The 12,463-nt window shown below is 59.0% G+C and carries 15 protein-coding genes; 10 read left to right on the top strand and 5 right to left on the bottom strand.

From position 1 onward, the window contains the following. Positions 1 to 6 precede the first annotated feature (6 nt). The gene (locus tag ACIQJ2_RS11110; protein ID WP_400673719.1) at positions 7 to 1,086 is read left to right on the top strand and encodes a glycosyltransferase family 4 protein; all 1,080 of its coding nucleotides are present in this window, start codon (positions 7 to 9) and stop codon (positions 1,084 to 1,086) included. Positions 1,087 to 1,097: 11 nt separating this feature from the next. Here ACIQJ2_RS11110 and ACIQJ2_RS11105 read toward each other — a convergent pair whose 3' ends face one another. Continuing rightward, positions 1,098 to 2,006, bottom strand: a complete 909-nt coding sequence (locus ACIQJ2_RS11105; protein ID WP_400673716.1) for a glycosyl transferase — start codon at positions 2,004 to 2,006, stop codon at positions 1,098 to 1,100. A gap of 6 nt (positions 2,007 to 2,012) precedes the next feature. Next, positions 2,013 to 2,480, bottom strand: a complete 468-nt coding sequence (locus ACIQJ2_RS11100; RefSeq protein ID WP_199144965.1) for an Lrp/AsnC family transcriptional regulator — start codon at positions 2,478 to 2,480, stop codon at positions 2,013 to 2,015. Between the two features lie 239 nt (positions 2,481 to 2,719). On the opposite strand from ACIQJ2_RS11100, the gene trxB reads away from it, so the two are divergent. Both trxB and ACIQJ2_RS11090 read left to right on the top strand, forming a co-directional pair. Then, positions 2,720 to 3,694 carry a thioredoxin-disulfide reductase gene (gene trxB / locus ACIQJ2_RS11095; protein ID WP_199144967.1) on the top strand — a complete coding sequence of 325 codons (975 nt, stop codon included), beginning with the start codon at positions 2,720 to 2,722 and terminating at the stop codon, positions 3,692 to 3,694. 23 nt (positions 3,695 to 3,717) lie between these two features. Continuing rightward, complete coding sequence (locus ACIQJ2_RS11090) at positions 3,718 to 4,614, top strand: LysR family transcriptional regulator VtlR (protein ID WP_004116399.1); 897 nt, start codon at positions 3,718 to 3,720, stop codon at positions 4,612 to 4,614. Between the two features lie 49 nt (positions 4,615 to 4,663). Here ACIQJ2_RS11090 and ACIQJ2_RS11085 read toward each other — a convergent pair whose 3' ends face one another. Further along, positions 4,664 to 4,954 carry a hypothetical protein gene (locus tag ACIQJ2_RS11085; RefSeq protein ID WP_400673710.1) on the bottom strand — a complete coding sequence of 97 codons (291 nt, stop codon included), beginning with the start codon at positions 4,952 to 4,954 and terminating at the stop codon, positions 4,664 to 4,666. Between the two features lie 226 nt (positions 4,955 to 5,180). Here ACIQJ2_RS11085 and ACIQJ2_RS11080 point away from each other — a divergent pair, with 226 nt between their 5' ends. From ACIQJ2_RS11080 to ACIQJ2_RS11060, 5 genes are all read left to right on the top strand, one after another. Further along, entirely contained in the window at positions 5,181 to 5,474 is a 294-nt protein-coding gene (locus ACIQJ2_RS11080; protein ID WP_199145002.1) for a metalloregulator ArsR/SmtB family transcription factor, read from the top strand. 1 nt (position 5,475) lies between these two features. Continuing rightward, a complete protein-coding gene (locus ACIQJ2_RS11075; RefSeq protein ID WP_400673707.1) occupies positions 5,476 to 6,642 on the top strand; it encodes an MFS transporter in 1,167 nt (388 codons plus the stop codon). A 38-nt stretch (positions 6,643 to 6,680) separates the two neighbouring features. After that, positions 6,681 to 7,793 carry an alkene reductase gene (locus ACIQJ2_RS11070; protein ID WP_400673704.1) on the top strand — a complete coding sequence of 371 codons (1,113 nt, stop codon included), beginning with the start codon at positions 6,681 to 6,683 and terminating at the stop codon, positions 7,791 to 7,793. 275 nt (positions 7,794 to 8,068) lie between these two features. Further along, positions 8,069 to 8,449, top strand: coding sequence for a MerR family transcriptional regulator (locus ACIQJ2_RS11065; protein WP_400673701.1), 381 nt, complete (start codon positions 8,069 to 8,071; stop codon positions 8,447 to 8,449). Further along, on the top strand, positions 8,427 to 9,371 hold the full coding sequence (locus tag ACIQJ2_RS11060) for an aldo/keto reductase (RefSeq protein WP_400673698.1): 945 nt from the start codon (positions 8,427 to 8,429) through the stop codon (positions 9,369 to 9,371). The genes ACIQJ2_RS11065 and ACIQJ2_RS11060 overlap by 23 nt, the downstream gene beginning before the upstream one ends. Before the next feature lie 244 nt (positions 9,372 to 9,615). On the opposite strand, the gene ACIQJ2_RS11055 is transcribed toward ACIQJ2_RS11060, so the two are convergent. After that, positions 9,616 to 10,599 (bottom strand): SDR family oxidoreductase, encoded by a 984-nt coding sequence (locus tag ACIQJ2_RS11055; protein WP_400673695.1) that lies wholly within the window; start codon positions 10,597 to 10,599, stop codon positions 9,616 to 9,618. 92 nt (positions 10,600 to 10,691) lie between these two features. Between ACIQJ2_RS11055 and ACIQJ2_RS11050 the strand changes: the two genes are divergently transcribed. After that, positions 10,692 to 11,606: a LysR family transcriptional regulator gene (locus tag ACIQJ2_RS11050; protein WP_400673692.1), complete on the top strand. Its 915-nt coding sequence runs from the start codon at positions 10,692 to 10,694 to the stop codon at positions 11,604 to 11,606. Further along, complete coding sequence (locus tag ACIQJ2_RS11045) at positions 11,603 to 12,118, top strand: GrpB family protein (protein WP_400673689.1); 516 nt, start codon at positions 11,603 to 11,605, stop codon at positions 12,116 to 12,118. The genes ACIQJ2_RS11050 and ACIQJ2_RS11045 overlap by 4 nt, the downstream gene beginning before the upstream one ends. Positions 12,119 to 12,120: 2 nt before the next feature. Here ACIQJ2_RS11045 and ACIQJ2_RS11040 read toward each other — a convergent pair whose 3' ends face one another. Beyond that, positions 12,121 to 12,402, bottom strand: coding sequence for a DUF2188 domain-containing protein (locus ACIQJ2_RS11040; protein ID WP_199144982.1), 282 nt, complete (start codon positions 12,400 to 12,402; stop codon positions 12,121 to 12,123). Between the last annotated feature and the right edge of the window lie 61 nt (positions 12,403 to 12,463).

Here is a 12,463-nt window from a genome sequence, read left to right as displayed (position 1 = left end):
TTGCCTGTGCGCGATCGTGATTCAGCGCATGCCTCCGATCTCCGCGAGATCGAGATCATCGCAACGAACTTCAAGCGCCGGTTGTCCGGCGTGACTTCGACGATCGTGCAACTCATCCCCAAGCAGATCGAACTTGGTTATCGTATCGCCACGCTCGGTCCTGGCTTGCCGGAAGATCTGCCAAGGCTCGGCTGGCTCAGGCTTCCCGGCCTTTGGACAAGGCCTCGCCGGCAGCGCCATCGTATCTGGCACGCCCGCCGCAACAACGAAATGCTGGTGGGCCTGCTGCTGCGTTCGGTATTGCGCATGCCGCTGAAGCTGGTTTTCACTTCGGCGGCGCAGCGGCGCCACACAGGCTATACGCGCTGGCTCATCCGCCGCATGAATGCAGTGATCGCCACCAGCACCCGTTCCGGCAGTTTCCTGCAGGTTCCGCATACCGTCATCCAGCACGGTGTCGATCTCAATCGCTTTCATCCACCGGAAACAGCGGACGACCGCATGTCCGCTACCGGACTGCCCGGCACCTACCTGATCGGCTGCTTCGGTCGCGTTCGACACCAGAAAGGCACGGATCTCTTCGTCAAGGCGATGATAGAGCTTCTGCCGCGCTATCCCGATTGGACGGCAATCGTCTGCGGCCGGGTCACTGCTGAACATCGCGGCTTTGGCGACGAACTAGAAAAGATGGTCGTTAGCGCCGGCCTCTCCGATCGCATCCGCTTCATGGGCGAAGTCGACGACATCAAGCCCTGGTATCGCCGCGCGACGCTTTACGTCGCCCCTTCTCGCAATGAGGGTTTCGGCCTGACGCCGCTCGAAGCCATGGCATCGCGCACCGCAGTCGTCGCTTCCGATGCCGGTGCCTATGCCGAGATGATCGTTCCGGGTGAAACCGGTGCCGTCGTGCCAGCAGGGGACGGTGAAGCTCTGACCAAGGCTATTGCGTTCTATCTGGCCGATCCTGAAGAGGCGCTTCGCCAAGGCGACAATGCCGTACGCCATGTACGTAGCGAGTTCGCGCTGGAAAAGGAAGCGACCGCTATTGGCGACGTCTATCGACAGGTACTCGCCACAAACCGCTGAGAAGGCGGATATTACCCCTTCGGCTTTATCGCAAACCTGTCGTCGTAACCGAAATCATATTTCAGCAACGCCGAAACCGGAGAATGGTTGACAAGCGATACACCGCGCTCTCCAGCTATTTTCCGGGCGAATACAAGATGCTTGACGATGCGTCCCTCAGCCTGAGCGATGCCGGAAAACGCAGTATCCTGCGTGGTTTCGTAAAAGCGAGGCTCACGGGCGTTGGAAATGTCGATCCCGAGAAAGCCGATCGTTCGCTGCGCGCAATATAGAGCGAATTGCAGCGCCGATACGGCAACCGACCCGCCGACAAAAACGCCCTGATCCGGCGAGAGCGAGAAACCGGCCAAGCCGGCTGCATCCAGGCGCACATATTGAAGCTTCCGCAGATCGTCGAGCGAGCGCCGCCGCGCACCATAGGGCTTGCGAATGTCGTCGATTAGAATGATCGCTTTGTCCGCCAACCAGTTCCCGTCGACCTCGCAAAGCGCACGCAACACCGCGACCGAGAATAGACAGAGTGAACCGGGAGCAATCTTCGCGCGCATCGTATCGATGTGCCGCCAGACGAAACGTTCATCTTCGATTGCGATTGCCAGCGGCTCACCGATGCGCTCACCGGCAAGCCTTATGGCACCATTCAGCAGAATGGCGCTGCCGGCTTCCATGCTGCTCAAATCGCAATCACGAATGGATGGCCCCGAGCCGACGATATAGATCGTCTCGCCGGACCGCTCGCACAACCGATCCATTCTGGCAAGATCTGCGACCTTGGCGCCGCGATAGAACACATCGCCGCCGCTCTGGTTGCGGACGATAGTCAGCCCGGGAAACCAATCCTGCACATGTGCCAGAGAGCCGCCCAGGAACACACGCACACCGGACTTGATCAAAGATCGATGCCAGGGCCGATGCGTCATATCTACCTAGAGCTCTACCAGACCAAGCTTCTTGACCTGCCGAATGGTCAACATCGTGCGTACCGTATCGACATGTTCGTTCGCGGTCAAAACCTCGATGACGAAATCCTGGAATCGGGTGAGGTTTTCAGCGACGCAATGCAGCAGAAAATCGCTGTCGCCGGAGACCATCCAAGCTTGCCGCACCAGCGGCCATGCTGCGGTCGAGCTGGCGAAAGCCTTGAGATTGGCCTCGGATTGATGCTTGAGACCGACCATGCAGAAAGCCACGAGATCGAAGCCGAGCTTCGGGCTGTTCAACATGGCGTGATAGCCTTCGATGACGCCTGCCTCTTCGAGCTTGCGCACCCGGCGCAGGCATGGCGGCGCGGAGATGCCCACCCGGTCCGCGAGTTCGACGTTGGTCATCCGTCCGTCCCGCTGGAGTTCCCGCAGAATCTTGATATCGATGGCATCGAGTTCAGCGCGAAGCACTTGCAATTGCCTTTCTTTAATTCCCCCTCGCCAGCTTCTATATAAGGCACGAAAATTCGCAAGAAAGTTTCTCTGGGCTGACCGATTCTTACACAAAGCAGATTTGCCCTGTTAGTAATGCAAGGCTGCCCTTGAATAAATGCATAAGGCAATCATAAATGGAGCGGCGGATCGCGAAATCGCCTGCTTTACCCGATTGAAGCCGCGGTTTCGAACTCGCTGAATTGAAAGGACTGACTATGCCCGCCCGCCACACCAAGGTGCTCATCATCGGCTCTGGCCCAGCCGGCTATACCGCCGCTGTTTACGCCGCCCGCGCGATGCTGCAGCCGGTACTGATCGCAGGAATGGAACAGGGCGGCCAGCTGATGATCACGACGGATGTCGAAAATTATCCGGGCTTTGCCGATCCGATCCAGGGTCCGTGGCTGATGGAACAGATGCTCCAGCAGGCGCAGCATGTCGGCGCCGAGATCGTCAACGACCTGGTGACCGAAGTCGACACCACCAAGCGTCCTTTCGTCGCCCACACGGATAGCGGCCAGATCTGGACCGCCGACACGCTCATTATTGCCACCGGCGCCAAGGCGAAATGGCTCGGCATCGAGAGCGAACAGCATTTCCAGGGTTTCGGCGTTTCCGCTTGCGCCACCTGCGACGGCTTCTTCTATCGCAACAAGGACGTCATCGTGGTCGGTGGCGGCAACAGCGCCGTCGAAGAGGCACTGTACCTCTCCAATATCGCCAAGTCGGTGACCGTGGTGCATCGCCGCGACAGCTTCCGCTCGGAAAAGATCCTGCAGGAACGTCTGTTTGCCAAGGCAAACGTCAAGGTTCTCTGGAACACGGAAGTTGCCGAGATCACCGGTACGCCGGCCAAGCCGCCGATGCCGCCGTCTGTGACGGGCGCTCGCCTGCGCGACGCACGCACGGGCGCCATCACCGAGCTGCCGATCGACGGCGTCTTCGTTGCGATCGGCCACGCGCCGGCAACGGAACTCTTCAAGGGCAAGCTGAAGCTCAAGGACAACGGTTATCTCTGGACCGCAGCCGATTCGACCGCGACCAGCGTCGACGGCATCTATGCCGCCGGCGATGTGACCGACGATACGTTCCGACAGGCGATCACTGCAGCGGGGATGGGCTGCATGGCCGCGCTTGAGGCGGAACGCTACTTGACCGGGCACATGCCCGTCGCCGTGGCTGCGGAGTGAAGCAGCCAATGAGGGGAAACGGCATGCCATTGGATTGGGACAAGCTGCGTATTTTTCACGCGGCTGCCGAAGCGGGTTCATTCACGCATGCGGCGGATAAATTGCATTTGTCCCAATCCGCCATCAGCCGACAGGTCAGCGCACTTGAGCAGGACGTCGGCATAAAGCTTTTCCATCGCCACGCGCGCGGCCTTATCCTTACCGAACAGGGTGAGTTGCTGTATCGCACGGCGCACGACGTTCTGCTGAAGCTCGAAACGGTCAAAATGCAATTGACCGAAACGACCGATAAGCCGAGCGGCAAGCTGCGCGTCACGACGACGGTCGGCCTCGGCCAGGGTTGGCTGACGGACAAGATCCAGGAATTCCTGCAGCTCTATCCAGACATGCAGATTCAGCTGATCCTCGACAACGAGGAGCTGGACGTGAACATGCGCCATGCGGATTGCGCCATTCGTCTGCGCCAGCCGCAGCAGTCGGACCTCATCCAGCGCAAGCTCTTCACGGTGCATATGCACGTCTACGCCGCCCCCTCCTACATCAACCGCCACGGCGAGCCGCAATCGGTGGAAGATCTGGACGAGCACCGCATCATCAGCTTCGGCGAACCGGCGCCCAATTACCTGCTCGATGTCAATTGGCTTGAGATCGCCGGAAGGTCGTCGGACAACAAGCGCATACCGCATCTGCAGATCAACAGTCAGACCTCGATCAAGCGGGCCTGCCTGCTCGGCATCGGTATTGCGGTCCTGCCCGATTACATCGTCGGTCGCGACCCAGGCCTTATTCAGCTCGCCATCAACGCTGACGTGCCCTCCTTCGATACGTATTTCTGCTACCCCGACGAGATGAAAAACGCAGCTAAGCTCAAGGTTTTTCGAGATTTTATCGTCGCCAAGGCCAGAAACTGGAATTTCTAACGAAGGTAAGTCACTGATAACGAACTCCTTTTTGCTATCGGCATATCAGTCACGCATATGATGCATGGCTGATATGCACAAAATAGAGTTGAAGCCTGCCCATATAACTACCATATCGCACATAGCTGATGCACACGGTGGCTTTTCCTCCCAGTTCCACCGCATTGGCTGTTCCCCTCTGGAGGTTTTTGACCTTCATACCTATAGGGCCCTGGTTTACTCCGGCGGCCCTTTTTTTTTGCCTTTTTGAATCTGGCGCGGCAAATGCATAACTGCCATGCACAAAAAAGCATTGCGCACTGCACAAATTAGCATCATAACGCACACAGCTGATGCACATGGTGGCTTTTCCTCCCAGTTCCACCGCATTGGCTGTTCCCCTCTGGAGGTTTTGACCTTCACACCTATAAGGGCCCTGGTTTATACCGGTGGCCCTCTTTTTTTGCCCATTTTTTAAGCGCGCACTCCGGCTGCCTTGCAGAAAATAATATTCTGCGGCGCTCTTGATATATCGAAAACCATCGATACATAAATCGTAATTATTCGATATTCATCCAGTGAACACCATGGACAAGAACGAGATACTCAAGGCTCTGGCCAATCCGGCACGGCTTGAAATCCTGAACCACCTCAAGGATCCGCATACCCATTTCCCTACCCAGGAACATCCGCTGGAGCTTGGCGTTTGCGCCAGCCAGTTCGAACGCTGCGGCCTATCGCAATCCACCGTGTCTGCCCATCTCAGCACGCTGCACCGCGCCGGCCTGGTGACGACACGGCGCCTGGGCCAATGGATTTTCTACAAACGTAACGAGGAAACCATCGCGGCATTCCTCGAAGCCATGCAAAAGGAACTTTGACATGCCCCTAGCGCTCCTTATCCTTGCGCTCAGTTCTTTCGCCATCGGCACGACCGAGTTCGTCATCATGGGGCTGCTGCCGGAAGTGGCATCGGACCTCTCCGTCACCATCCCGCAAGCCGGCTGGCTGGTGAGCGGTTATGCGCTGGCGGTGGCGATCGGCGCGCCGATCATGGCGGTTTCGACTGCTCACCTGCGCCGTCGCTCGGCCCTGATCATGCTGATGGGCTTCTTTATCCTCGGCAATCTCCTTTGCGCCATCGCCCCGGATTACTGGATGCTGATGGTTGCCCGCATCGTGACCGCTCTTTGCCATGGCGCCTTCTTCGGCATCGGCTCGGTCGTTGCGGCAAGCCTTGTGCCTGAAGACCGCAAGGCTCGCGCCGTCGCTCTGATGTTTACCGGCCTGACCCTCGCCAACGTGCTCGGTGTCCCTCTCGGCACCGCATTCGGCCAGGCATTCGGCTGGCGCGCTCCGTTCTGGATCGTCACTCTTCTCGGCGTTGCATCCATCGCGGGCCTCATTGCAGTGCTTCCGAAGACTGAAGAAGTTCGCAATGGCAGCCTCGCCCGCGAAATCTCGGCGCTTCGCGGTATCGGCCTGTGGCTATCGCTGCTGACGACCGTGTTCTTCTCCGCCGCCATGTTCGCGCTGTTCACCTATATTGCTCCGATGCTGCGCGATGTCACCGGCGTCTCGCCGAAGGCGGTCACCTGGACGCTGCTGTCCATCGGCGTCGGCCTGACCATCGGCAATCTCATCGGTGGCAAGCTCGCGGACTGGCGCCTCGGCACTACCCTTGCCGGTGTCTTCATCGCGATTGCCGTGACATCGGCGATCTTCAGCGTCACCATCCATTCCTTCATCGGCGCGGAGATCACCCTCTTCCTGTGGGCCGCCGCTGCCTTTGCCGCCGTGCCGGCGCTGCAAATCAACGTCGTCGCCTTCGGGAAGGACGCCCCGAACCTCGTCTCGACCATCAACATCGGCGCCTTCAATGCCGGCAACGCGCTGGGCGCGTGGCTCGGCGGCGCAGTCATAGACCAGGGATTCTCGCTCTCACAGGTGCCGCTTGCCGGCGCGGCTATGGCGATCCTCGGCCTCATCACCGTTCTCCTCACATTTGCTGCCGTCCGCTCCAAGGACGAAGCCCTCGCCTCCTGCTGACATCCTTCCTCCTCCCCCCCACATAGAAAGGACGAACTATGACCAAACTGTTTGAACCGACGAAGCTGGGCGACATCTCGCTTGCCAACCGCATCGTGATGGCGCCACTGACACGCAATCGCTCCCCGAATGCCGTGCCCAACGAACTGAACGTCAAATACTACGCCCAGCGCGCCACCGCCGGCCTCATCATCACCGAAGCAACCGCCATCACCCATCAGGGCCAGGGCTACGCCAACGTGCCGGGCCTCTACACCAAGGAAGCGCTCGAGGGCTGGAAGAAGGTGACGGACGCTGTGCACGCCAATGGCGGCAAGATCGTCGTGCAGATGTGGCATGTCGGCCGCATCTCCCACACCACCCTGCAGCCGAATGGCGGCAAGCCGGTCTCCTCCACCTCCAGGCGCGCGGAGACGTCGAAGACCTATCTCGTCAACAGCGACGGCACCGGCGGCTTTGCCGATGTTTCGGAGCCGCGTGCATTGGAAACATCGGAAATCCCGGGCATTGTCGAGGACTATCGCAAGGCCGCCCGCGCGGCGATCGATGCCGGCTTCGATGGTGTCGAGATCCACGGCGCCAACGGCTATCTGCTCGATCAGTTCCTGCGCGGCAATGTCAACGATCGCACCGACCAGTATGGCGGCTCGATCGAGAACCGCGCGCGTTTCCTCTTCGAGGTGGTCGATGCCATCACCAAGGAAATCGGCGCCGGCCGCACGGCGATCCGTATTTCGCCGGTCACAGCCTCGGGCGATGCCAGCGATCCGGCTCCGCAGCAGCTCTTCACCTACGTGGTCGAAGGTCTGGCGAAATATGATCTCGCCTATATCCATGTCATCGAAGGTCAGACCGGCGGCAAGCGTGACTCCCTGCCCTTCGACTACGACGCTCTGCACGCCGCCTATAAGGCCGCGGGCGGCAAGGCCGGCTGGATGGTCAACAACGCCTATACCCGCGAAATGGCGATCGAAGCCGTCGAAAGCGGCAAGGCTGATGTGGTGGCTTTCGGCAAGCCCTTCATCTCCAACCCGGATTTCGTCCGGCGCCTGGAAGAAAACGCTCCATTGGCCCAATGGGATCAGACGACTCTCTACGGCGGCGGCGCAAAGGGTTATGCCGATTATCCGACGCTGGACGAGGCAGCTTGAACACAGGGATATCCGTAGGCACCCGCCGTTGACGTTCAGACGGTGAGACCAGCCTCGATCAGACAGCTCTCGCAACATTCGTTTGCGGGAGCGCCCTGCAGAATTACCGGACACGGCTGAGCTCGACACCCCACAGAAGCCAACCGATTATTTTTATTTATATAATTCCGATTTCTCGCTCCTTCGGAAATCCCTTCGATCCCTCTTGACTTGGAGCGCGCTCTAAATCGTACAGTCCGATAATTGACGGACTGCCATGATGATCGGGAGGGAAAATGGACGCATTTTCGATTGGGGAAGCGGCAGAGCGACTGGCCTTGAGCCCGCATACGCTTCGCTATTACGAGCGGGCTGGGTTGCTCGATATGGTCGCGAGAAATTCCGCCGGTCGCCGCGTCTATACGAATGCGGACCTCCACTGGATATCGCTCCTCATGTGCCTGCGATCATCGGGCATGCCGATCGCCAACATGAAGAAATTCAGCAATCTCGTGCGTGCCGGCCTTTCAAACGTGCCGGATCGCATCGCCTTGCTGGAGCAGCACCGCGCAAAAGTCGTCGCGGATATGGCGGCGCTGCAATCGGCGCTGACGATCATTGACGGGAAACTTCAACGATATCGGGGGATGTCCAATGAAAACCAAGCCGCTCGGTAACTCTGGCCTGCACGTCTCGGAGCTCTGCCTGGGATGTCTGGACTTCGGCACGAGGCTTGATCGTGACGCTTCTTTCGAACTGCTGGATACCTACTATGAGGCTGGCGGCCGCTTTCTCGATACCGCAAACAACTATGCGTTCTGGGCTCCCAATGGCGTTGGAGGCGAGAGCGAAAAGATGCTTGGCGAGTGGCTTCGCGCTCGCGGCAGGCGCCATGATATGACGATCGCGACAAAAGTCGGCGCGCAGCCGACCCGCCCCGGCGCTGGTTTCGAAGCAGCGGAGGGGCTCGCAGCGCACGCAATCGCACGGGCGGCAGAAGCCAGCCTTTCAAGGCTCGGCATCGATCATATCGACCTCTACTATGCGCATATCCAGGATGATGCCGTCGCCCAGGAAGAAACGCTATCCGCCTTTGAGCGCCTGCGCGAAGACGGCAAGATTCGCGCCATCGCCTGCTCGAACCACAGCCTCGAACGCATCATCGCTGCCAAGGGCATAAGCGAACGAAACGGTTGGTCATCCTACTGCTGCCTGCAGCAGCGCTACAGCTATCTACAACCGATGGCCGGCGCAGATTTTGGTCCGCAGAAGACGATAGATTCGACACTGGAAACCTATCTGCAGACATCCGATATACCGCTCATTTCCTATGCCACTCTTCTCGGCGGTGCGTATGAAACAGGGGTGCTGCCCAAGGCTTATGATACCGTAGAAAATCGGGCACGGCTCGACCGGCTTCGAAGGGCCGCGCAAATCCTCGGCCTGACACCGAGCCAGGCGGCTCTCGCCTGGGCGAGGCTTTCGTCAGGAAACGTAATCCCGCTACTCGCTGCCAGCAGTGCCGAGCGCCTCAAGCAAGGGATAGCAACTTTGACTGTAACTGCTGAAAGCCTGTCCTCAGCCCTGAGCACAGACTGACCGCGATGTTCAAGATTGCCCTCGGTTTAGACGAGAAATTCGACAATCCACAACTGCCCACAATTACCGAACATGGTTGTTTTCAAGGAGGAGGCCCTTGAATCGAAACGCATGCTGCAATGGATCAGCACCTATGCAGGTGCTTTCGGCGGCATGGCTCCTGGGCGACGATGACGCAAAGAATGCTAGGTTGCATCTCACCGTCGCCCAATGTGCTTTGACAAGATTGAGTACACAGGCCGCCTCAGGCGGCCTTAGCCTGTAAGCAACCGATCGATGCCAGACTTGCGCGGATCGCCGCATCGATGGGTGTGTGCGGTTCCTCGCCGAGGGTGGCGACCAGCTTGTCGTTGCGCATTTCCAGCGGCACGTCCCAGAGATAGCTCATTTCGCGCAGCTCACGCATAAATGGAACGAAGGGAGCGGCGAGCGGGACCATCCACCACGGAAATGCCTTGACCTTTATTTTATGTCCAAGCACGCGCTGCACGGCATCGACCATCTGCGTGCCGTCGCCATCCCAATGGCCGCGCATGTGATAGACGGCGAAGACGGGCAGCTCATCGCCCTTTTCAATCAGTTGGACCATCGTTTCAGCAACGTCGGGCAGATAGGCCCATTGATGACCGACACCACGCTTGCCCGGATAAGTCATCGATCCGATCGGCTTGCCCGGCGTCACCATGGCCTGTGAGAACCAGCTATTGGCGCGGGCGCCACCGAAGAAATCGCCAGCTCGGACGATGATGACAGGGGTGCCGTCTTGCTCGGCCGCCGCCCTCAAACGCCGCTCCATCTGCACGCGAATGGCGCCCTTGCGGGTCTTTGGCCGCTGCGCACTGTCCTCGGCGACATGCGGAAATACGTCGGGACCGAAGTTGTAGACCGTACCAGGCAGAACGATCCGGGCGCCAACGGCCTTTGCAGCGGCGATGGTATTGTCCAGCATCGGAAGGACCAACTGACCCCAGTTGCGATAGCCGGGTGGGTTGACCCCGTGCACGATGACATCAACTCCCTCTGCAGCTTTGAGGACGTCTGCCGCCTGCATGGAGTCACCTTGCACCCAATCGAAGTGGGGCTGGCGGCGAGCGGCACCCACAGCGTTGCGGTTCAGCGCCCGAATGTGCCAGCCGCGAAGGGCAAGCCCTTCGGCAACAGCGCCGCCAATGCCGCCGGTAGCGCCGAGTATCAAAGCGGTTTTCGTATGTTCTGTGTGGTTGCTCATGGTCGTCTCCATCGGTTTCGATGGGCTGACTATGCGTCGGTCATGCGATAAACGAAATTGCCGAAAATTCTAGAGATGATATACATAAATGTATGGTATCACTATCCGAACCAAGTTGGGACTTCTATCGTACGTTTCTTGCCGTGCTGGAGCACGGCTCGTTGTCGGCGGCTGCGCGCGACCTCGGCCTGACGCAGCCCACGGTCGGCAGGCATATCGATGCTCTGGAACAATCGGTCGGTGCCGAACTGTTTACCCGCTCGCAACAAGGCCTGCTGCCGACCGATGCCGCGCTCGTTCTGAAACCCTACGCCGAGACATTGGCCAGCACGACCGCAGCGCTGCTGCGCGCGGCCACCGGTGCAAGAGATAAGGTCAGCGGCACGGTACGCATCAGCGCCAGCGAGGTGATCGGGACGGAAGTGTTGCCGTCGATCCTTGCCGGCCTGCAGGCGCAGTATCCCGAATTGATCGTGGAATTGTCCGCTTCCGACATTGTGGAAGACCTGCTCCAGCGCGAGGCCGATATTGCCGTCCGCATGGTCGCGCCGGCGCAAGAAGCGTTGCTCGCCCGCCATGTCGGCGCCATCTCTCTCGGTCTCTTCGCTCATCGCAGCTATATTGAGCGCCACGGCAAACCCGAAACGATCAAGGAACTGCACCAGCACAAGCTGATCGGTTTCGATCGCCAGACGGCCTATGTGCGCACGATGCTGAAGCGATACCCGATGCTCGACGGCATCTCGTTCAGTTTTCGATCCGATCATAGCATCGCGCTGCATAACGCCCTGCGATCCGGCATCGGCATAGGTTTCTATCAAATCCCCTTGGCAAACCGCGACGCGAACCTTCTGCGGCTGCTGCCCGAGATGGAGGTCTCGATCGAGACCTGGATCGTGATGCACGAAAACCTGAAGACATCGCCGCGCTGCCGCGTGACGTTCGATGCCCTCGTCGCCGGATTGCTTGATTATATCAAGGGAAATGATCTGGAGGGCCGAGCATGACCGCAGGTACGGCCGTGGAGTTGGTGCCATATGACCCGAGCTGGCCGGAAGATTTCCTGCGCATCCGCGATAAGCTCGATCGGCTGCTGTCGCCTCATGTCCTGACGACCGAGCACATCGGCAGCACATCCATTCCAGGTCTCACAGCAAAGCCGCTCATCGATATCGACATTGTTCTACGCAGCCCAGCCAACATCCCGGCGGCAACACAAAATCTTCTGGGCCAAGGCTACGAGCCGCGCGGCAATCGTTACGAAGATGAGGTCTGGGCCTTCATCCTGCGCAATGGCCGGCCACCCGAGCGTGTCTATCTTTGTCCTCCGAACAACCGGACACATGAACGCAGAATGATCTTCCGGGACTATTTACGAGCGCACCCGGTTGACGCGGCAGCTTATGCCGATTTGAAGCTGAAACTAGCCGAAATCCATCGGCACGATGGCGACCGCTACACCGCCGAGAAGCGTCACTTCGTCGACGCGATCATCGAAAAGGCGATCGGCATACTGTAGGTTCATGCACCGGGAGCCGTATCCACCGGCGGGAAATGCTTCTGGCCATCAATGACTTCAGTCTCCGGTCGGTCGCCGCCGTCGGCATATTCCTCATGCCATTTGCCGCTTTCGTCCTGCCAGCTGATCTCCGCGGAGTCGCCCCCGACCTGCTGCTCTGCCGCAACAATCCTGGCGGCTTCCACTGCCTCGGAATGTGTCGGAAACGCCTCCGAATAGACATCGTGGAAACGATATGCCCATCCGCCGTCATGCGGCACGACTTCGTATACGACCTTGATCATTCAGACCCTCCTTCTCATCTGCCAAGACCTTCACATCCGGACATTGCCGGCAGGACCGCGT

The sequence above is a fragment of the Rhizobium sp. NPDC092011 genome, assembly GCF_044756305.1.
Classification (GTDB): domain Bacteria; phylum Pseudomonadota; class Alphaproteobacteria; order Rhizobiales; family Rhizobiaceae; genus Rhizobium.
The sequence above is the reverse complement of the archived record's forward strand: the minus strand, read 5'-3'. Positions and strand labels throughout refer to the sequence as shown.